This is a genomic window from Methylocystis sp. Sn-Cys (assembly GCF_016745395.1).
GTDB lineage: Bacteria > Pseudomonadota > Alphaproteobacteria > Rhizobiales > Beijerinckiaceae > Methylocystis > Methylocystis iwaonis.
Genome location: NZ_JAERVJ010000008.1, coordinates 212,343 through 231,288, shown reverse-complemented (window position 1 = coordinate 231,288; position 18,946 = coordinate 212,343). Strand labels below are relative to the sequence as shown.

19 protein-coding genes are annotated in these 18,946 nt (G+C 63.5%); 9 read left to right on the top strand and 10 right to left on the bottom strand.

Annotation, left to right across the window (positions count from 1 at the left end; genetic code table 11):
* Positions 1–121: 121 nt before the first annotated feature.
* Positions 122–652, bottom strand: coding sequence for a L,D-transpeptidase (locus tag JJT62_RS15850; RefSeq protein WP_202073736.1), 531 nt, complete (start codon positions 650–652; stop codon positions 122–124).
* 54 nt (positions 653–706) lie between these two features.
* Here JJT62_RS15850 and JJT62_RS15845 point away from each other — a divergent pair, with 54 nt between their 5' ends.
* The 4 genes from JJT62_RS15845 (at position 707) to JJT62_RS15830 (ending at position 4,199) form a co-directional block, all read left to right on the top strand.
* Positions 707–1,279, top strand: a complete 573-nt coding sequence (locus JJT62_RS15845; RefSeq protein ID WP_202073735.1) for a winged helix-turn-helix domain-containing protein — start codon at positions 707–709, stop codon at positions 1,277–1,279.
* Between the two features lie 34 nt (positions 1,280–1,313).
* Positions 1,314–1,763, top strand: a complete 450-nt coding sequence (locus JJT62_RS15840; protein ID WP_202073734.1) for a cyclic nucleotide-binding domain-containing protein — start codon at positions 1,314–1,316, stop codon at positions 1,761–1,763.
* Positions 1,764–1,910: 147 nt separating this feature from the next.
* Positions 1,911–2,297: a hypothetical protein gene (locus JJT62_RS15835; RefSeq protein WP_202073733.1), complete on the top strand. Its 387-nt coding sequence runs from the start codon at positions 1,911–1,913 to the stop codon at positions 2,295–2,297.
* 273 nt (positions 2,298–2,570) lie between these two features.
* Entirely contained in the window at positions 2,571–4,199 is a 1,629-nt protein-coding gene (locus JJT62_RS15830; protein ID WP_202073732.1) for an alpha-D-glucose phosphate-specific phosphoglucomutase, read from the top strand.
* A 295-nt stretch (positions 4,200–4,494) separates the two neighbouring features.
* On the opposite strand, the gene JJT62_RS15825 is transcribed toward JJT62_RS15830, so the two are convergent.
* Positions 4,495–6,246: a pilus assembly protein TadG-related protein gene (locus JJT62_RS15825; RefSeq protein ID WP_202073731.1), complete on the bottom strand. Its 1,752-nt coding sequence runs from the start codon at positions 6,244–6,246 to the stop codon at positions 4,495–4,497.
* 16 nt (positions 6,247–6,262) lie between these two features.
* On the bottom strand, positions 6,263–6,685 hold the full coding sequence (locus JJT62_RS15820; protein WP_202073730.1) for a TadE/TadG family type IV pilus assembly protein: 423 nt from the start codon (positions 6,683–6,685) through the stop codon (positions 6,263–6,265).
* A gap of 270 nt (positions 6,686–6,955) precedes the next feature.
* Between JJT62_RS15820 and JJT62_RS15815 the strand changes: the two genes are divergently transcribed.
* Positions 6,956–7,771 carry a lytic transglycosylase domain-containing protein gene (locus JJT62_RS15815; RefSeq protein WP_202073729.1) on the top strand — a complete coding sequence of 272 codons (816 nt, stop codon included), beginning with the start codon at positions 6,956–6,958 and terminating at the stop codon, positions 7,769–7,771.
* Positions 7,772–8,037: 266 nt separating this feature from the next.
* Here the strand turns inward: JJT62_RS15815 and JJT62_RS15810 are convergent, their stop codons facing one another.
* The 5 genes from JJT62_RS15810 to JJT62_RS15790 all read right to left on the bottom strand — a co-directional run bounded on the left by JJT62_RS15810 (position 8,038) and on the right by JJT62_RS15790 (position 14,064).
* Complete coding sequence (locus tag JJT62_RS15810; RefSeq protein WP_202073728.1) at positions 8,038–9,624, bottom strand: peptide chain release factor 3; 1,587 nt, start codon at positions 9,622–9,624, stop codon at positions 8,038–8,040.
* A 508-nt stretch (positions 9,625–10,132) separates the two neighbouring features.
* The gene (locus JJT62_RS15805) at positions 10,133–10,723 is read right to left on the bottom strand and encodes a DUF3501 family protein (protein ID WP_202073727.1); all 591 of its coding nucleotides are present in this window, start codon (positions 10,721–10,723) and stop codon (positions 10,133–10,135) included.
* A 252-nt stretch (positions 10,724–10,975) separates the two neighbouring features.
* Entirely contained in the window at positions 10,976–12,319 is a 1,344-nt protein-coding gene (locus JJT62_RS15800) for a heterodisulfide reductase-related iron-sulfur binding cluster (RefSeq protein WP_202073726.1), read from the bottom strand.
* Between the two features lie 165 nt (positions 12,320–12,484).
* Complete coding sequence (locus tag JJT62_RS15795; protein WP_165051722.1) at positions 12,485–12,904, bottom strand: rubrerythrin family protein; 420 nt, start codon at positions 12,902–12,904, stop codon at positions 12,485–12,487.
* Positions 12,905–13,044: 140 nt separating this feature from the next.
* Entirely contained in the window at positions 13,045–14,064 is a 1,020-nt protein-coding gene (locus tag JJT62_RS15790) for a methyltransferase (RefSeq protein ID WP_202073725.1), read from the bottom strand.
* Positions 14,065–14,098: 34 nt separating this feature from the next.
* Between JJT62_RS15790 and JJT62_RS15785 the strand changes: the two genes are divergently transcribed.
* The gene (locus JJT62_RS15785; RefSeq protein ID WP_202073724.1) at positions 14,099–14,686 is read left to right on the top strand and encodes a poly-gamma-glutamate hydrolase family protein; all 588 of its coding nucleotides are present in this window, start codon (positions 14,099–14,101) and stop codon (positions 14,684–14,686) included.
* Positions 14,687–14,693: 7 nt separating this feature from the next.
* Entirely contained in the window at positions 14,694–14,951 is a 258-nt protein-coding gene (locus JJT62_RS15780; protein WP_202073723.1) for a hypothetical protein, read from the top strand.
* A gap of 102 nt (positions 14,952–15,053) precedes the next feature.
* Here the strand turns inward: JJT62_RS15780 and der are convergent, their stop codons facing one another.
* Together der and JJT62_RS15770 are read right to left on the bottom strand one after the other, a co-directional pair.
* Positions 15,054–16,457: a ribosome biogenesis GTPase Der gene (gene der, locus JJT62_RS15775; protein ID WP_202073722.1), complete on the bottom strand. Its 1,404-nt coding sequence runs from the start codon at positions 16,455–16,457 to the stop codon at positions 15,054–15,056.
* A 241-nt stretch (positions 16,458–16,698) separates the two neighbouring features.
* On the bottom strand, positions 16,699–18,006 hold the full coding sequence (locus tag JJT62_RS15770) for a UDP-glucose/GDP-mannose dehydrogenase family protein (RefSeq protein ID WP_202073721.1): 1,308 nt from the start codon (positions 18,004–18,006) through the stop codon (positions 16,699–16,701).
* Between the two features lie 242 nt (positions 18,007–18,248).
* Between JJT62_RS15770 and JJT62_RS15765 the strand changes: the two genes are divergently transcribed.
* Both JJT62_RS15765 and JJT62_RS15760 read left to right on the top strand, forming a co-directional pair.
* A complete protein-coding gene (locus JJT62_RS15765; RefSeq protein WP_202073720.1) occupies positions 18,249–18,506 on the top strand; it encodes a type II toxin-antitoxin system Phd/YefM family antitoxin in 258 nt (85 codons plus the stop codon).
* A 4-nt stretch (positions 18,507–18,510) separates the two neighbouring features.
* A complete protein-coding gene (locus tag JJT62_RS15760; RefSeq protein ID WP_202073719.1) occupies positions 18,511–18,921 on the top strand; it encodes a type II toxin-antitoxin system VapC family toxin in 411 nt (136 codons plus the stop codon).
* Positions 18,922–18,946 lie beyond the last annotated feature (25 nt).

The window sequence follows — 18,946 nt, the reverse complement described above, 5'->3', positions numbered from 1 at the left end:
TGTGTGCATTCGATAGCGCTAAAGCGGGAGAGGGGACGCTCACGATCAGCATTCTATACGGAGGCGCCAATCTACTCCCTCTCCCGCGAAGCGGGGGAGGGTTGGGGAGGGGGCGCTACCGTCAGCCGACCACGATTGCCGCCTTCCGCCCCAGCCTCGGCGCGAGCCGCGCCACATCCCGCGCCCGCAGCGCCACGCAGCCGGCCGTCGGGCCCAAATCCTCCGTCGCAATGTGAAAGAAAATCGCGCTGCCTCTGCCCAGCACGCGTGGGCGAATATTGTAATCCATCACCCCAACGAGATCATAGAGCCGATCGTTACGCCACATCTCCTCATGGCTTAGCCGCGACGGCGTCTTGAGCGGGCGGTTGTAGAGAAAGCTTCCCGGATCATCGCACCAGATATCGTCGCGCCGAGTCAGCCGCCAGGGCGCGCGCAAGGGCGCAGGCTTCCTCGAATAGAAACGCAAAATCCGCCAGCGCCCGGCCGGAGTCGCGCCGTCGCCCTCGCGCTTGTGATGCGTGACGCCCGCGCGGCCGATGGCGCAAAGGATCATCAGGGAGCCGGCGATCAGCCGGCCTTCATGCGGCTTGCCGCCGATGCGCCGGGCGACGCGGAGGATCGAGAGCTTCGTTGCGCGAAATCGAGGCATGGACCAAGATCGCCTTTCCGTTTCCCGCTCTATAGCAAAGATCGCGCGCTTTTCATGGTCCGACGTCTGCTCATCGCCGCCAGTCCAGGGCTCTATGCAAGCCTCGCGCAGCAATTCTCGGCGCTAGGCGGATATGCGTTAAGCGCGCTTGATGAGGGCACGGGGAGTGACAGGGCGGATGCAGCCGTGCTCGACGGCGCCTTTTGCGACGCGCCGTCGCTGGCGCGAGGGCTGCGCGAAGCGGGCTTTGCCAGCGCGATCGTCATCATCGGCGCCGACGCCCCCGACGCCGACACGGTCCTGGCGCGCCCTTTCCGCTTCGCCGATCTTCTCGCCGCCCTGGAGCCAGCCCCTCCGAAAACGCCTCAGCTCGGCGCGAGGCTTACCGAAAAGGAGGCGGCCATTCTCGATCGCCTCATCCGGGCAAGAGGCGCGATCGTCACAAAGGCCGAACTCCTGGCCGATGTCTGGGGCTATGGTCCGAGCGTCTCGACGCGAACCCTCGAAACCCATATTCATCGGCTGCGGAAGAAAGTAGAAACCGACCCGCGGCGCCCGCAGAAACTGCTGACCGAGGACGGCGGCTACCGGATCGAAAAATGGAGAGCGGCGAACCTCCCGCCATAAAAAAGCGGCATAAGTCGCGCTTGCTGAAAATCAAATGGCTCGGGACGACGACATCGACAATCTGACGCGCATTCCGCTCTTCGCGATTTTCGAAGGAAGCGCGCTGCGCAAACTCGCGCTCTCCTCGGAGACGCGACTCTTTCGTTCGGGAGACACGCTTTTCCGGCGCGGCGAGGAATCCGACGGCGGCTATATTCTCGCCATGGGCTCGGTCGGTCTTCTACCTTACGACGACGCGCGCCCGCCGAGCCACATCCTGCGTCCCTGGGCGCTGATTGGCGAAACCGCTTTGGTGGCGCCCTCGCGGCGGCCCGTGACCGCGCGCGCGATGGAGCCGACGACGGCGCTCAAGATCGGGCGCGGCATGTTCCACCAGATTCTCGAACAATATCCGGCAACTGCGGCGCGGACGCGGGACTTTTTCCGCGACCGTCTGGTTAACTTCACCCGCCAGGCGATGACGGGACTTTCGGCCAGCGAGTAATCCGTATTTTCACCACTTGCGAAAAGAAACGCGCGCGCCCCTCGACGGGCCGCGATTCAGGTTTAGATTCGAGTGTATTGACGCTCGAGCTTCGCGGGCCGGCTGCGTCGCGTCTTCGCCGCGTCGCCCGCAAATTGGGAGGTGCATATGCGTAAGAGCCTGAATTTAGCGCTTTCCGGCGCCCTGATCGGCGCCACGGCGATGACGGCGATCCCCACCGAAGCTCTCGCCGGTCCGATGGGCGTCGCCCCGCCGTCGACTGTGGGTCTCTCGGCCCCGGTCGATCAGGTCTGGTACCGCCGCGGCTATGGCTATGGCTATCGCCGGCCCTATTACGGGGGCTATTATCGCCGCGGCTACAACCCCGGCGCGGCGGTTGCGGCGGGCGTGGGCCTCGGCCTCCTCGGCGCGGGCCTCGCCGCCTCGAGCAGCGGCTATTACGGCGGCTACTATCCCTATTACGGCGGCGGCTATTATTATCCCTCCTACGGATATGGCTACGCCTATCCTGCCTACAATTATTGGGGCTGGTAAGTTCACCTCTGACAAAGTGGCGATGACGCCCATCGCGCTTCGAGACGCCTGCTACGCCGGCTCCTCAGCGTGACGGGCTTCTCCATCACTTAGGCCTCATCCTGAGGCGCGAGCGACGCTCGCGTCTTGAAGGACGAGGCCGCTTCGGAAGTTTGTCGGCAAACGGCGGCGGCGCGCAAGTGCGCCGCCGTTTTTTTAACGCCGTTCCGACTATAGATTCCGCCCCGTCGGCGTTTTTTTTTGGGAAGATCCCGGCCGCACGCAGAGGCAGAAATGGCGAAAGAAATCGCGACTACCCCTTATCAGGATCAGCGTCCCGGCACCTCGGGGCTGCGCAAGAAGGTTCCGGTCTTTCAACAGCGCCATTATGTCGAAAACTTCGTGCAGTCGATCTTCGACAGCCTGGAGGGCTTCGAGGGGCAGACGCTCGTCGTGGGCGGCGACGGTCGTTACTATAATCGTGAAGCGATCCAGAAAATTCTCAAGATCGCCGCCGCCAATGGCTTTGGCCGCGCGGTGGTCGGCCAGGGCGGCATTTTATCGACGCCCGCCGTCTCGGCGCTCATCCGCTCGCTCGAGGCGTTCGGCGGCATCGTGCTTTCGGCGAGCCATAATCCCGGCGGCCCGGAGGGCGACTTCGGCATCAAATATAACGTCGCCAATGGCGGTCCCGCGCCGGAAAAAGTGACCGAGGCCATCTACGCCCGCACCAAGGAAATAACCTCCTTCAAGATCGAAGAGACGCCGGACGTCGACATCGACACGATCGGCGCGACGCAGCTCGGCGCCATGCGCGTCGAAATTGTCGACAGCGTCGAAAATTACGCGGCGCTGATGCAGACGCTCTTCGATTTCGACCGCATCCGCGATTCTTTCCGTTCGGGCTTCTCCATCAAATTCGACGCCATGTCGGCGGTCACCGGCCCTTACGCGCACGCCATTCTCGAAGGCATGCTCGGCGCCGCGCCGGGCAGCGTGCTCAACGGCGAACCCCTGCCCGACTTCGGCGGCCATCATCCCGACCCCAATCTCGTCTACGCCAAGCATCTCTACGATCTCGCCATGTCGGACAAAGCGCCGGACCTCTGCGCAGCCTCGGACGGCGATGGCGATCGCAATCTCATCATCGGCCGCGGGCGTTTCGTCACGCCTTCCGACAGCCTCGCCATCCTCGCCGCCAACGCGCATCTTGCGCCGGGTTACAAGAACGGCATTGCCGGCATTGCGCGCTCCATGCCGACGAGCGGCGCCGCGGACCGCGTCGCGGCGAAACTCGGCGTCCACATGTATGAAACGCCGACGGGCTGGAAATTCTTCGGCAATCTCCTCGACGCCAGCCTGGTCACCATTTGCGGCGAGGAGAGCGCCGGCACGGGCTCGAACCATGTGCGCGAGAAGGACGGGCTTTGGGCGGTGCTGCTGTGGCTCGACGTGCTCGCGGCGCGCAAGCAGAGCGTCGATACGATCGTGCGCGAACATTGGGCGACCTATGGCCGCAATTATTATTCGCGCCACGACTATGAGGAAGTCGACAGCGACGGCGCCAATGCGCTCATCAAGACGCTGCGCGACCGCCTGCCTTCGCTCAAAGGAAAAACCTTCGGCGCGCTCGAAGTGTCAGACGCCGATGACTTCGCCTATCACGATCCCGTCGATGGCTCGGATTCGAAGAACCAGGGATTGCGCGTGATGTTCGCGGATGGCGCGCGCATCGTGTATCGCCTCTCGGGCACAGGCACGGCGGGCGCGACTCTGCGCGTCTATATCGAGCGCTATGAGGCCGATCCGGCGAAACAGTTCGTCGAGACGCAGCAAGCGCTGTCCGACCTCATCGCGCTCTCGCACGAGATCGCCGAGATCGAACGCTTCACGCAACGCAGGACGCCGAGCGTGATTACCTGACGCGGGCTGGAGTTATACCATTTTGGTGAATAGCGCGCATTGGGGCGTGTCATTCTCGGCGGGCTGAAAGCCCAACGGGAATTTAGAGCCACAGAAACGCAGGTTTTACCCAGCTCCCGTCATTGCGAGCGAAGCGAAGCAATCCAGGACAGCGATGCGGCCCTGGATTGCTTCGTCGGCTCCGCCTCCTCGCAATGACGGCGGTGATTTTCCTGTGTGTCCAAACGACGCGAGCGTCGGGGATGGCGCCGAAGCAATTAAGCGGATCTCGTATCAGTGGTGAGAATTGGCCTTTTTAATTCACCAACACGCCCGCGCCGCATTTCACGCCGCCGACCCAACTATCCGCCTGGCCGAGCCCGACGCCGAGGGTCTGGAGCAATTGCGACAGCGTCTGATCGATGGGCGTCGTGGCGGCCGCCAGCGTCGTCGCCACGGTCTGATCCAGGCCGGCGGGAACCAGCAGGCTGAGACCCAAGGCCGTCACCTTCAACTGTAAGCCGCCGAACAGATTGTAGAGGAGCGACGAAACGAAATCCGTGGTCGAGGTCGTCTTCTTCGTCGCCAGCAAAATTTCGGAATAGGAGAAGGAGACCGGCGTCGGCTGCAGATTTGTGATCGTCGCGTGGGCAAGGCCGCTTACAGTGGCGACATTGGCCAGATTGAGCAGTGTCGCGGGGCCGGGATTGGGCGCGCTGGTAAAGTTGGTGAACTCTGTGCCCGACACATTGCCGATCCAGGCGTCGACGACAGCCGGCGTAACGCCGAGCGTGACCGAAGAGCTGGTCGGGTCGCCCGACGCGCATTGGACGCTCGACAACTGCGCTGTTCCCGAAGCGAGCTCGACATAGAGAGGCGCATGGACCGTCGTCGAGAGGCCCGGAACCGTGAGTTCAAGCGTCAGCAAGAGCCGCGTTTGCGCGGTGTGGACAGACGCCCCGGCCGCGCCGACCGCGACCCAGCTCGTTCCGACCGGCCGCTCGCCGATCGCGAGCTGCAGGGACGCCGAAGCGACGCCGGGGAGACCGAGATTGAGGGCCGCCTCTATCTGATGCTTGCCATTCGCGATTTGCGCGATGGCGGAAACGAGGTCGAGCGCAGAGACGCTGACAGACATTGGCGCGGCGGAGCCGACTGTCATCGACCCATAGGGGCCATAGGAAAGCAACTGATTGATCGGCGCCGTCACATTCGGCGCGGCGGCGGCGATCTGCGACAGCGCGCCGATCGCAGTCGATCCGATCGTGGCATTGGCTTTGGCGGCGTCGAGCGCCGCGCCCAGAAGGTCGCCCGTCTTGAAGCTGCCCGCGGCGAGCTGATCATAGGTTACGGCGGTCAGGCTCGCGCGCGTCGCAAGCGCATTGGAAAAAGTGAAGAGGTCGATATTGGCGCTCGCGAGCGCCTGATAATCCATAAGGGAGAGGCTCAGATTGGCCCCGAGCAGCGCCCCGAGCACAGAGTTCAGGACGCCGCCGTTGAGACTGGCGAGCCGCGATCCGATGGCGAAGGAGGCCAGCGCGTTTTGCGCCGCAGTTGCCTGAGCGGAAATCGTCACGCCCTGCTGGGACGCGCTTCCGCCGGCCGCCCCGCAAGGCGATGAGCTGGCGCATGAGTCGGAGACAGCGGCGGCCGCGGCCGGCGCCATCATCGCAAAGATGGCGCTGAAAATGCGCGGCGTGGTGATCTGCGTCCTGAGCCGCACGCCATTCGACGTCGCGAGCGGCTGCACGGTAAAGCGCTTGTCGGCGGGCACGGAGGGATCGGCGACATAGGCTCCGGTTTCCACCGTCTGCAAAGCGTTTGCCGCAAATCCATTCAGCGCCAGCGTTGCAACGGCGGCGTCCTGCGCCTTGGCGAGATTGCCCGCCGCCGCGACCGCGGCGAGATCCGTAGCCGCCTGGAGCCGCCTTTTTTGATAGAAGAAGCTGCCGAGATCGACCGCCAATGCGGCGACGCCGACGACGACCAACATGGCGAGAGCCGAAAGGATCGCGACCGAGCCCTTGGCGTCGGAACAAAAGCGCCTGCGGCTGGGCGCGTTCCCCATGCGTCGTCTTTCCATCTCAATATCCGCCATTCTGGACGGCCGCGGAGCGTGTGATGGTCGGCGACGCCGAGGCGAGAACATTGTAAAGCTTGAATGCGAGGGAGGCCGACATGTCGTAGGTGAGCGTCACCCGGAATGTCCCGCCCTGCGAATTGGTCGCAACAGAGAGCTTTTGCGGGTCGAGCATCCCGTAGACGCCGACGTTCTTCGTCACATAGCTTTTGGCCAATTGGTCGCGTTCCGTGGCGCTCAGCCCGCTGACCGAAGCGCGCGCCGATTCCGCGGCGAGTTGTTGCACCGAATTATAGACGCCGAATACGAGGCCGAAGCATATGATCCCGAACAAGACCAAGAATAGGGCCGGCCCGATAAAGGCGAATTCTACCGCGACGACTCCCAAGCGATTGTCAAGGAATCGCCGATTCAGCCGTTTAGCCATTGAAGTTATTCCTGAATTTCCCACCACAGCGCAGGGCTCGAAAGTGGCGGCAAAGTCCTAATAAATGCATTATTCGAAAGGATTTATTTCGAAATATCCACGTGAAACCAGCATTGATAAGCTGAAACGCAGCCATTGAGGGCTTTGTGCAAGCGAAAGCACTGCTTTAAACGCGCGGGTGCAAATCGAGCGGATTGGAGCATTGCGGCTTGCCCGAGAGTCGAACGGGACATTAGCCTAGACTTGCTGAAAACCGTGGGAACACGAAGAATGCTCAAGTTATTTCGTCTTGTTTGCCTCCTTATGCTGATCTCGCCGCTTCCAACGCGCGCCGCCTCTTGCGGCGGCTCGGCGACGGGCTTCGGCGCCTGGCTCGATGACTTCAGGCAGGAAGCCGCCGCCAAGGGGATTTCACAAAAGACGCTCGATGCGGCGCTCGCCGACGTCGCCTATGATCGCGCCATCATCTCGCGCGACCGCGGCGCGCAGAAGGTCTTCAAGCTCAGCTTCGACAAATTCGCCGCCCGGCTGATCACGCCCTCCCGGCTGGCGCGGGGTCGCGATCTGCTTCAGCGCCATGCTGATCTCTTGCGCCGGATCGAAGCCCGCTACGGCGTGCCTGGTCCTGTGCTGATCTCGATCTGGGGCCTGGAGACGGGCTTTGGCGCTGATAACGGCAATTTCAAAACACTGCAGGCGCTGGCGACGCTCGCTTATGACTGCCGACGCTCGCCGCAATTCACGCAGGAATTGAATGACGCGCTCACAATCGTCCAATCCGGCGACATGTCGCCCGCCCGCATGCGCGGCGATTGGGCCGGCGAGATCGGGCAGACGCAGTTCATGCCGTCTTCCTATCTCACATACGCGGTCGATTTCGACGGCGACGGGCGGCGCGATCTCATCCGCTCGACGCCCGACGCGCTTGCCTCGACCGCGAATTTCCTGCGCGGCAAAGGCTGGCAGGCGGGCGCCGGCTGGGCGGAAGGCGAACCCAACTTCCCCGTTTTTCTCGAATGGAACCAGTCGCGCGTCTATGCGCGGACGCTCGCCCTTTTCGCCACGAAGCTTGCGGGCGAGCGATAATACGCGATCCGCTCGATTGGTTCGCTGTCGATCCCCACGCTCGCTCGAGCGAACGATTGGGAATGACACGAGCAAAATAGCGCTGGTTTTGCCCAGAGCCCGTCATTGCGAGCGAAGCGAAGCAATCCAGGGCAGCGATGCGGCACTGGATTGCTTCGTCGGCTTCGCCTCCTCGCAATGACGGCGGTGATTTCCAGAGACGCCGACCCAATCAAGCGGATCTCGTATGACAAGTCCCAACGCGAGCTGTTCAAACGAAAAGAGTGTTACGCTGCGCTCTTTTGATAGTCCTTCACATCCGAGAACTTGATCGCCGGATTGCGCTCCGCGTCATAATTGAGCTGGAAGGCCGAGGTGCTCATGAACACCGGCGCGCCATCAAGATCGTCGGCAATGCTGGAGCCGTTAGAGTCGACGAAGCTTTTGAGCTTCGCGGGCTCGTCGGAAGTGATCCAGCGGCAGATGGTGAAGCGCGACGTTTCGTAGCGCGTCGTCAATCCATATTCGGCGCCGAGCCGCGTCGCCAGCACGTCGAGCTGCAGCGCGCCGACGACGCCGACGATGGAGCCGGAACCGTCATGCGGGGTGAAGACCTGCACGACACCCTCCTCCGCTAATTGCTGCAAGGCTTCGCGCAGCTTCTTGGCTTTCATCGCGTCGGAGATGAGAATGCGGCGCAGGATTTCCGGCGCGAAACTCGGCACGCCGCGAAAGACGATGTCCTCGCCTTCGGTCAGCGTATCGCCGATGCGCAATTGACCATGGTTCGGCAGGCCGACGACGTCGCCCGCATAAGCCTCGTCGGCAATCGAGCGGTCGCGCGCGAAGAAGAATTGCGGCGCGTTGATCGGGATATTCTTGCCGGTGCGAATGAGCTTCGCCTTCATGCCGCGCGTGAGCTTGCCGGAGCACACGCGCATGAAGGCGATGCGGTCGCGGTGGTTGGGGTCCATATTCGCCTGGATCTTGAAGACGAAGCCGCTCATCTTCGGCTCATTCGCCTGCACCACGCGCTTGTCGGCTTCCTGCGCGCGCGGGCTCGGCGCATATTCGGCCATGGCGTCGATCAGATCGCGCACGCCGAAATTGCGCAACGCGCTGCCGAAGAAGACGGGCGTGAGATGCCCCTCGCGAAAGGCCGCGAGGTCGAAAGGCTTTGAGCCCTCCTCGGCCAGCATCGCCTCCTCGCGCCAGGCGTCGGCGGCGTTGGGCAGGAGCGTATCGAACAGCGGATCGTCGAGGCCGCTCGTTTGCAGCAGGTCCGCGTCCTTGTCGATCTGGCGCACCGTCTTGGTCGCGAAGCGATAGGTGCCGGCGAAATTCTTGCCGCCGCCGATGGGCCAGGTGATCGGCGTGGTGTCGAGGGCGAGCGTCTTCTCGATCTCGTCGAGCAGCTCGAAAGGATCGCGGCCCTCGCGGTCGAGCTTGTTGACGAAGGTGACGATCGGAATGTCGCGCAGGCGGCAGACTTCGAACAGCTTGCGCGTGCGCGCCTCGATGCCCTTGGCTGCGTCGATCACCATCACCGCCGCGTCGACGGCCGAGAGCGTGCGATAGGTGTCTTCGGAGAAGTCCTCGTGGCCGGGCGTGTCGAGCAGGTTGAAGACGCAATCGGCATATTCGAAGGTCATCACCGAGGTGACGACCGAAATGCCGCGCTCGCGCTCGATGCTCATCCAATCCGAGCGCGTCTGCTGAGCGTTGCGCTTGGCCTTCACCGCGCCGGCAAGCTGAATGGCGCCGCCGAAGAGCAGGAGCTTTTCGGTAAGCGTGGTTTTACCGGCGTCCGGGTGCGAGATGATCGCGAAAGTGCGTCGCCGCGAGACGGGGTCGCGGGTGGTGGCGGTGGTCAAGAGTGGCTCGTTTCTAGAGGAACTGGTTTGGCGATGGGATTAACGGCAAGCCGCTCCCTTCGCAACTTCCCCTGCGGGACGCCGCCTTCGTCGGCTCCTCGGCGCAAGGAGGTGGTTGCCCGATCGTCCTGCGCAACTCGCCCTGCGGCTCCGCTCCTTGACGAAGCGCCGGGGCGCGAGCAAATCTGATCAGGAGCCCCCCATGATCAAGACTATATCCGCGCTCGCCGCATTATCGCTCGCCTTCGTCCCCCTACACATCCCGGACGCCGCCGCATGGCATCTGCCGAGCAAGCGCGCTTGCTTTAGACACGCCCATGCGCCCGACTGCGGCTCATCCGCAGTGGCGATCTGCTTGTCGAGGCGCGTGTGCGCCCTCGATACTGGAAAGACCATCCACGTCTGCACAAGCTGGCGATGCCAGCCGAAAGACATGCGCCGGATGTGAGACTTTTGACTCTGTGCGCTTTCTCATCGCACGCATGATTCCATGCGAGCGCAAAGCGCGCTAAGCGAAATCCTGCGCGAGCGCGTCGCGCGTCGCCTCCGACATCACCGCCATATGGCTATAGTTCGGATGCGACAGCCCCAGGATCGCCCGTGCATTCGGCTGCCGGAAGGCCTCGACCTGCGCGTCGGTGAAGAGAAAATGCACGAATTGCACGCTGCTCGCCTTGCCGTCGGCGGTGGTGCGGTCCTGGTCGGTCTCCGCCTTGCCGATGACGCGCTCGGCGCCGATCTCGATGAAGGCGGCGTCCTCGACGCCGCCCAGCCCCGCCAGCACGCGGGCGCGGCGCAGCGGATCGTCGATCTCGATCATAAAGGTCGCGACAAGCTCGCGCCCCTTGGGGATGAGCGGATTATAGGCGGCGAGCTCTTCGGGAATCTGCGCGTCGCCGCCGCGCTCGATGTGCAGCATCTCCTGCACTTGCAGCCACATCGTGTCGAAGCTCTCGAAATAGAAGGTCACGAAGGGCCCGACCTCGACGCGGCGGTTGCGCTTGATCGCCGTGATGCGCTTGCGATGCTCCGCGCGCGTCTTGGCGTATTCCGCCCAGGGGAGAATGTCGGCTCGGGTGATTTCGGTTTTGATTGACATGAGACTCTCTCGACCCCCCAGCCTGAGTGTGAATAGCTAATCTGCCGTCGTTGGCCCCAATACCTCCCCTTTACGGGGAGGTCGGTCGCCGAAGGCGGCCGGGTGGGGTTCACGCCGCAACGGTAGTGGTGGGGCTTACCCCACCCGACCCGGCCATAGCCCGTCTGAACGACGGGCGTCTTAAAAGACGCCCTTTGGCCGGGCCACCCTCCCCGTAAAGGGGAGGGATGAGTCGCCCCACGCCCAACCGCCCTACTCGCTCGCGACGCCGTAAGCGCGCGCCATCAGCACGATCGGGTGGCTCACCCGCTCGGGCTTTGGGTTGTCGCCGGCAAGCGTCTCGATCCCCTGCTCGATGTGGATGCCCGCCAGCGGACATTCCGACACCACATGCTTCTTGCCGGCGGTATCGAGCTGGCGCATGGCCGGCTTGCCGACCTTCATCGCGGTTTCGAAATTGCCCTTCTTATAGCCCCAGGCGCCGCCATGGCCCGAGCAGCGCTCGACCACCGCAACGTCGGCCTGAGGAATGAGCCGCAGCAGCTCCGCGCCCTTTTGGCCGAAGTTCTGCGCACGTGAATGGCAGGACATATGGAAGGCGACCCCGCCCTCGACAGGAGCCATGCCTTCGGCGAGCCCCTCTTTCTTGGCGATGTCGACGATATATTCTGAGAGGTCGAAGGTGGCGTCCGCGAGGCGCTTCACGCTCGCGTCATTGGGCAGAATAAGCGGCCATTCGAATTTCAGCATCAGCGCGCAGGACGGCACCGGCGCGACAATGTCGTAGCCTTCGTCGATATAGGGCGCCAGCGCCGCCGCGACCTTGCGCGCGCCATCGGCGACCTCGTCGAGCAGCCCCTGCTCCAGCTTCGGCATGCCGCAGCAGCCCGGATAGACAACCTTGGTCTCGACGCCATTTTTAGCAAGCACCGCCAGCGCCGCCACGCCGATCGAGGTGTCGTTGTAATCGCCATAGCAGGTTGCGTAGAGCGCGACCTTGCGGGCCTTGGCGGGCGCCGCCTCGTCGCGGGCTGGCGGATTGGCCTTGGCGCGCGCTTCCAGCGTCTGGCTGGCGTATTTCGGCAGCTCGGCGTTCGGATCGATGCCCGCGAATTTTTCCTCTAACCCGCGCACGGGGCTGCCGCGGCGCGTCGCCCAATTCACGGCCCCCGAAATCAGCGTCGCCCATTTGCCGTTGCGGTCGGTCTCCGTCAGCGCGCGATCGGCCGCGCCGACGCCATTCTTCTTCGCCTCGACCGCGCGGTACCGCAGCAGCAGATGCGGGAAATCGAGATTGAACTCATGCGGCGGGACATAGGGGCACTTGGTGAGGAAGCACATGTCGCAGAGCGTGCAGGCGTCCACGACCTTCTTGAAGTCTTTGCTGTCGACCGTATCGAGCTCGCCGTTCGCAGATTCGTCGACAAGATCGAAGAGCCTCGGAAAGCTGTCGCAGAGATTGAAGCAGCGGCGGCAACCATGGCAAATGTCGAAGATGCGGCGCATTTCCGCGTCGAGCTTCGCCTCGTCGTAGAAATCGGGATTTTCCCAATCCAGAGGAAGTCTGGTTGGCGCCTCGAGACTGCCTTCTCTCATGATCGTCCTGCTTGAAGCCGCGTTTTGGCCTCTCCCCATAAAAACGGGGAGAGGCTGGTCGTCAGGGGCCAGCGAGAGGAACTGGGGCTAGCCCGGCCCCTCACCCTCGCCGCACTTAGGCGTCTCTCGACGCCCCATGCGCGACGAGGGAATTCTTCGAAAAGCTTATTTCAGCTCGTCGAGCGCCTTCTGGAAGCGGCCGGCGTGGGAGCGCTCGGCCTTGGCGAGCGTCTCGAACCAATCGGCGATTTCCTCGAAGCCCTCTTCGCGGGCCGAGCGGGCCATGCCCGGATACATGTCGGTGTATTCGTGGGTCTCGCCGGCGACGGCGGCCTTGAGGTTATCGGCGGTCTTGCCGATCGGCAGGCCCGTGGCCGGATCGCCGACGACCTCGAGGAATTCCAGATGGCCGTGGGCGTGGCCGGTCTCGCCTTCCGCGGTGGAGCGGAAAACGGTGGCGACGTCATTGTAGCCTTCGACGTCGGCCTTTTGAGCGAAATAGAGATAGCGGCGGTTCGCCTGCGATTCGCCGGCGAAGGCGGCCTTCAGGTTCTCTTCGGTCTTGCTGCCCTTGAGCGTTGCCATTATTGCCTCCAAGGAGAAATTTCGTAACGGAGCCCATAGGGCCCCGCGACGCAATCTTAGAATAATTCAAAACTGAGCCGTCGTCCAACTGAAATCTGGCGACGCGCGGTGTCTTTCCCGCCCTTTTCGCCAGCCCTTTTTCACTCCGCCTGTTTGATCCCCACGACCATTGAGTCTGGGCCCACCAGATGCTCGACGCGGGTCTCGCTGAAGCCCGCCTCCTTCATCCAGCCCTGACAGTCGGCGCCGGTGTAATCGAAGCCGCCAAGGGTTTCGATGAGCATATTGAGGCTCATCAGCAGGCCGAAAGCGTTTTGGCGGCGATCGTCGTCGATGAGCGCCTCGTAGACGATGAGCGCCCCGCCAGCGGGTAAGGCGTCATAAGCCTTCTTCACGAGGAGGCGTTTCTGCTCGAGATCCCAGTCGTGAAGGATGTGCCCCATGATGATCACATCCGTTTGCGGCAGCGCGTCTTTGAAAAAATCGCCCGCGTGGAACTGCAACCGCTCCGACAGTCCGTTCGCGGCGACGAATTCCTCGAAGATCGGCCCGACGGGCGGCAGGTCGAAGCCGCCGCCGCTCAAATGCGGATGGGCGCGCGCGATGGTGACAGGAACCATGCCCTGCGCCACGCCGACATCGACGAAGCTCTTATAGTTTCTCCACGGAAACTTCCCGGCGATGGCGTTGGCGGCGCCGGCGCTCACCCCGCTCATCGCCGCGAGGAAGCCGCGCAGCCTTGCGGGATCGGCATAGAGCGCCGCGAAGAAGTCGCTCTCTTCCTTGTTCTCGCTCTGGCGTCGGCCGGTCCTCAGCGCCTCGGTGAGATGGCCCCAGCTTTCGTAAAGCCGGGCGTTGGCCATCTCCAAAAGCCCGCCGACATAGCTGGGCCTGGCGCGCACGAGGAAGAAATCGGCGTCGGGCGCATTGCGATAGTCGCCATCCTGACGCTCCAGCAGCTTCAAAGCGACCAGCGCGTCGAAGAAATCCCGCGCCGAGCGCTCATGGAGGCCGAGCCGCGTGCGGAGCGATTCGAGATCGGCGGGGCCTTCGGCCAGCGCGTCGAAGACGCCGAGCTCGACAGCCGAAAGCAGCGCTTTGGCGTTCCAGAAAGACATGCCGAGGGCGAGAAGCTTTTCGGGCGAGGGCCTTACAGTCATGACAAACCTCTTCTCGCGACGCTAATTTCTTTTGATGGCCGACCAATATCACAGCTTCACGGCGCTCGCCGCGCGCGAGATCAAGGACATGCACTACCGCATCCGGCTCACGGCGCGGCGTTCCCCCATCGCCATCCTCGCGCCGCATGGCGGCTTCATCGAGCCCGGCACATCGGAGCTTGCAACGGCCATCGCCGGGAGGACGCATTCGCTCTACTGTTTCGAGAGCCTGACGCTGCGCGCCAAAGGCGACGGGCTGCACATCGCCTCGACGCGCTTCGACGAGCCGCAAGCCCTGCTGCTGGCGGCGCGTTCGGAGATTGTGGTCGGCGTGCATGGGCGCAAGAACGGCGCGGACCCGGCGACGGTCTGGGTCGGCGGTCTGCACGAGGAATTGCGCGACGCCATCTGCGCCGCGCTGACAGTCAGCGGATTCCAGGCCAAAGCTGTCGGAGAAGGGCATCCGCTCGCGGGTCGCGATCCGGCGAATATTTGCAACAAGGGGCGCCTCGGCGCCGGCGTGCAACTGGAGCTGCCGAGAGCGCTCAGGATCGCCTTCGCGAAGGACGCGGCAATTAGCCGCGCCTTCGCCGAAGCAGTGCGGAGAACTCTGCGAAGCTGAGGGATTTTTGAAAAATACCCCGGGGATCGCGCAGCATGCCGCTTATTTTGGCTCGGTCTCAGATTTACTTCCAGCACCCTTTAGCCTAGCCGTGCTGCGTGCTGAAAAACGCACGGTCCAAAAATGCGGCCCAAAGGAAAAAACGATGTCGCTTCCCAACCAGCCTTCCAAAATGAAGCCCCTTTTCATCGCTCTGGGCGTCATTGCTCTCATTGTCGCGCTTATCACCCAGGCGCCGTCGATCGTCCGGGCGCTGTCCGCCTGAGTTAGATCGAGTGCTTCGGGCGCGAGCTGGAAGCGCTTCCGGGGTCGCCATGGCGACCCCGTTTTCGTTTAGGGGCCAGCTCTGCGGCTGAAGGACTGGCGCTCAGCCTTTCCGCTTCTTGCCTGCGAAGGGATTATCCCCCGCCCGCCTCGAAATGCGGATCGGCACGCCCGGCAGATCGAAAGCCTTGCGTAGCCCGTTGATCAAGAACCGCTCGTAGCTCGACGGCAATTCCTCGAGCTGATTGCCGAACAGCACGAAGTGCGGCGGGCGCGATTTCGCCTGGGTCATATAGCGGATTTTGATGCGCCGGCCCGAGACGGCGGGCGGCGGCGTCTCTTCCACCGTTTGCAGCAGCCAACGATTCAAGCGCGACGTAGCGATGCGCTTGTTCCAGACCTCGTGGGTCGCGACGATCCCCTCCATGAGCCTGTCGAGCCCCTGTCCCGTCGCGCCGGAAACCGGCACGACCGGGCAGCCGCGCACCTGCGGCAGCAGCCGCTCGGCGTCCTCGCGCAGCTTTATCAGCGTCGCGTTTTTGTCCTCGATCAAATCCCATTTGCCGAGGCCGATCACGAAAGCGCGGCCCTCGCGCGCGGTGAGATCGGCGATGGTCAAATCCTGCTTTTCAAAGGGGATTGTGGAGTCGATGAGCAGGACCACCACTTCCGAGAAACGCACGGCGCGCAGCGCATCGGCGGCGGAGAGCTTTTCCAGCTTGTCGATCACCTTGGCGCGCTTGCGCAGGCCCGCCGTGTCGAAGAGCTTGATCTTGCGGTCGCGCCACAGAAAGTTGACGCCGATCGAGTCGCGCGTAATGCCCGCCTCGGGGCCGGTCAGCAGCCGCTCCTCGCCGAGAATACGATTGATCAGCGTCGATTTGCCGGCATTGGGCCGCCCGACGACGGTGATGCGCAGCGGCTTGGTGACGTCGAGATCGCTGCCGTCCTCCTCGTCGTCGTAGAGATTCTCGTCCTGATCTTCCTCCTCCTCGGCGGGCTCGGCGGTCTCTTCGGGCAGCGCCTCGCGCAGCGCCGCGTAGAGCTCGCTCATGCCCTCGCCATGCTCGGCGGAAAGCGGTACGGGATCGCCCAGGCCCAGCGAATAGGCCTCGAAAGCCCCCGCCTCGCCCGCCTTGCCCTCCGCCTTATTGGCGATGAGGATCACCGGCTTGGCGGCGCGGCGCACGAGATCGGCGAAATATTTGTCGTCCGGCGTGACGCCGACGCGCGCGTCGATGACGAAGAGAATGGCGTCGGCGGAGAGGATCGCGCTTTCGGTCTGGGCGCGCATGCGCCCTTCCAGCGTCGCCGCGGCGCCTTCCTCCAACCCGGCCGTGTCGATGATTGTGAAGCGCAGATCGGCGAGCTTGGCCTCGCCCTCGCGGCGGTCGCGGGTGACGCCGGGGCGGTCGTCGACCAGCGCCAGCTTCTTGCCGGTTAGCCGGTTGAAGAGCGTCGACTTGCCGACATTGGGCCGGCCGATGATGGCGAGCGAGAAGGACATTTTTTCAGTTTTCTCCGGAACACCCGCGGGCATAACACAGATAAGCCGGCGGACGACCAGTTTACCCAAAAAATGGGGCCCCCTCCCTGTCCCTCCCCCGCTTCGCGGGAGAGGGGACGCTCATGATCGGCCTTGTCGATGAAGGCCTCAATCTGCCCCCTCTCCCGCGAAGCGGGGGAGGGTTGGGGAGGGGGCCGCGGGAATCTAACGCCCCAGCGGCGCCCGTCCGCTTGCCCTCAACTCAAACCGGCCGGCCGATGCTGACATAGCGCAGGCCGTAACGCTCGGCCTCGGCCACCGGATAGACGTTGCGCAGATCGACGAGGATCGGCTCGGCGAGCAGCTCCTTCACCCGGCCCAGATCGAGGGCGCGGAATTCGTCCCATTCCGTCACCAGCGCGACCGCATGGGCGCCCTTCACGCAATCATAGGCGTTGCCGGCATAGTCGATCGTCGGCATGAGCGCCTTCGCCTGCGACATGCCTTCGGGATCATAGCCGCGCACCGAGGCCCCGGCGTCGAGCAGCGCCTGCACGATCGCGAGCGACGGCGCGTCGCGCATGTCGTCGGTATTGGGCTTGAAGGTCAGGCCCAGCAGCGCGATCGTCTTGCCGCGCACCGAGCCGCCGCAGGCCGCGATGATCTTGCGGCCCATGGCGCGCTTGCGCTGATCGTTGATGCTGACCACGGTTTCGACGATGCGAACGGGCGCCTCGAAGTCGTGGCCGGTCTTGACCAGCGCCAGCGTATCCTTTGGGAAGCAGGAGCCGCCATAGCCCGGCCCGGCGTGCAGGAACTTCGAGCCGATGCGCTTATCGAGGCCGATGCCGCGCGCGACATCCTGCACATTGGCGCCCGTCGCCTCGCACAGATCGGCGATCTCGTTGATGAAAGTGATCTTGACCGCCAGAAAGGCGTTGGCGGCGTATTTGATCAACTCCGCCGTGCGGCGCGCGACAAAGACCATCGGCAGGCCGTTCAGCGACAGCGGGCGATAGATCGCCGCCATGACCTCTTGGGCGCGCTCGCTCTCGACGCCGAGCACGACGCGGTCGGGCCGCTTGAAGTCCTCGATCGCGGCGCCTTCGCGCAGGAATTCCGGGTTGGAGACCACGTCGATCTGCAGGTCCGGGCGCGCCTCGCGCACGATGCGCTCCACCTCGTCGCCGGTTCCGACCGGCACGGTCGATTTATCCACGACCACGAGCGGCCCGGTCGCAGCGCGCGCGACTTCGGCCGCAGCCGCGAAAACGTAAGAAAGGTCCGCATGGCCGTCGCCGCGACGCGAGGGCGTGCCGACCGCGATGAAGACCGCGTCAACGCCCGCCACAGAGGCTTTGAGATCAGTCGAGAAGCTCAGACGCCCGTCGCGGACGTTGCGTTCGACGAGCTGCTCGAGCCCCGGCTCGTAGATCGGCATCACGCCCGCTTCGAGCGCTTTGATTTTCGCCTCGTCGAGATCGACGCAAACGACCGTATGGCCGAAATCCGAAAAACACGCCCCGGACACGAGACCCACGTAACCACTGCCAATCATCGCAATGCGCAAAATCCACTCTCCCTCGGTTCGTGGGGGCGTTCGGCCGACAGGCTCTCGCAGCGGAAAGAGTTCCGCACAGGCGGGTTAGCGACCCAGTATTACAGATTCTTGTCGGCGATCTCTGCCAGGCTTCCTTACAGAAGCGAGGCGGGAAAGTCGACTTGGGGTTGAACGCTGGAGCGGCGACGGCTCTCGACATCGGACGAGCATGTGCTAACTAGTTATCTGACTAGTTCGAGAGAAAGCAGCCGATGAGTAGCTGGCCAGTGCAGGACGCCAAGGCGCGGTTCAGTGAATTGCTTGAGACCTGCCTGAAGGAAGGCCCGCAGATCGTCACGAAGCGGGGCGCGGAAACCGCCGTGCTCGCCCCGATCGGGGAGTGGCGGCGCCTGCAACAGGCGGCGCGGCCGAGCCTCAAGGAACTCCTTCTCGCGCCAGCGCCACGGGGCGAATTGCTTATACCCAAGCGCGGGGCCCGGCGCCGCCGCTCGCCGGTCGAGATCGACTGAGCGCATGTATCTGCTCGACACCAATGTCGTCTCGGAGCTTCGTCGCCCGAAGCCTCATGGCGCGGTGCTGGCGTGGCTCGAAAGCGTCGACGACGCCGACCTGCGCCTCAGCGTCGTGACCATCGGCGAAATTCAGGCGGGCTTAGAGATCACCCGCGAGCGCGACGAGGCGAAGGCGCGCGAAATCGAAAACTGGCTGGAGCTTGTAGCGCAGTCCTACAATGTGCTGCCCATGGACGCCGCCGCCTTCCGCTGCTGGGCGCGCCTGATGCACCGCCGCTCGGACGATTTGGTAGAAGATGCAATGATCGCGGCGACCGCGATGGTGCACGGGCTGACGGTAGTCACGCGGAATGTGCGGGATTTTGAGGCGTTTGGGGTCCGAGCACTCAACCCGTTTGAATTAAAAAGATAAAGGAACGCGCTTCCTTGGGTGATCG

Bases quoted from the DNA above. Each gene is read 5' to 3' on its own strand.
- JJT62_RS15850 (WP_202073736.1), bottom strand. From the start codon at position 652: ATGCCTCGATTTCGCGCAACGAAGCTCTCGATCCTCCGCGTCGCCCGG.
- JJT62_RS15835 (WP_202073733.1), top strand. From the start codon at position 1,911: ATGCGTAAGAGCCTGAATTTAGCGCTTTCCGGCGCCCTGATCGGCGCC.
- JJT62_RS15785 (WP_202073724.1), top strand. From the start codon at position 14,099: ATGGCCGACCAATATCACAGCTTCACGGCGCTCGCCGCGCGCGAGATC.
- JJT62_RS15830 (WP_202073732.1), top strand. From the start codon at position 2,571: ATGGCGAAAGAAATCGCGACTACCCCTTATCAGGATCAGCGTCCCGGC.
- JJT62_RS15800 (WP_202073726.1), bottom strand. From the start codon at position 12,319: ATGAGAGAAGGCAGTCTCGAGGCGCCAACCAGACTTCCTCTGGATTGG.
- JJT62_RS15795 (WP_165051722.1), bottom strand. From the start codon at position 12,904: ATGGCAACGCTCAAGGGCAGCAAGACCGAAGAGAACCTGAAGGCCGCC.
- JJT62_RS15765 (WP_202073720.1), top strand. From the start codon at position 18,249: ATGAGTAGCTGGCCAGTGCAGGACGCCAAGGCGCGGTTCAGTGAATTG.
- JJT62_RS15820 (WP_202073730.1), bottom strand. From the start codon at position 6,685: ATGGCTAAACGGCTGAATCGGCGATTCCTTGACAATCGCTTGGGAGTC.
- JJT62_RS15760 (WP_202073719.1), top strand. From the start codon at position 18,511: ATGTATCTGCTCGACACCAATGTCGTCTCGGAGCTTCGTCGCCCGAAG.
- JJT62_RS15825 (WP_202073731.1), bottom strand. From the start codon at position 6,246: ATGGGGAACGCGCCCAGCCGCAGGCGCTTTTGTTCCGACGCCAAGGGC.
- der (WP_202073722.1), bottom strand. From the start codon at position 16,457: ATGTCCTTCTCGCTCGCCATCATCGGCCGGCCCAATGTCGGCAAGTCG.
- JJT62_RS15790 (WP_202073725.1), bottom strand. From the start codon at position 14,064: ATGACTGTAAGGCCCTCGCCCGAAAAGCTTCTCGCCCTCGGCATGTCT.
- JJT62_RS15840 (WP_202073734.1), top strand. From the start codon at position 1,314: ATGGCTCGGGACGACGACATCGACAATCTGACGCGCATTCCGCTCTTC.
- JJT62_RS15805 (WP_202073727.1), bottom strand. From the start codon at position 10,723: ATGTCAATCAAAACCGAAATCACCCGAGCCGACATTCTCCCCTGGGCG.
- JJT62_RS15815 (WP_202073729.1), top strand. From the start codon at position 6,956: ATGCTCAAGTTATTTCGTCTTGTTTGCCTCCTTATGCTGATCTCGCCG.
- JJT62_RS15845 (WP_202073735.1), top strand. From the start codon at position 707: ATGGTCCGACGTCTGCTCATCGCCGCCAGTCCAGGGCTCTATGCAAGC.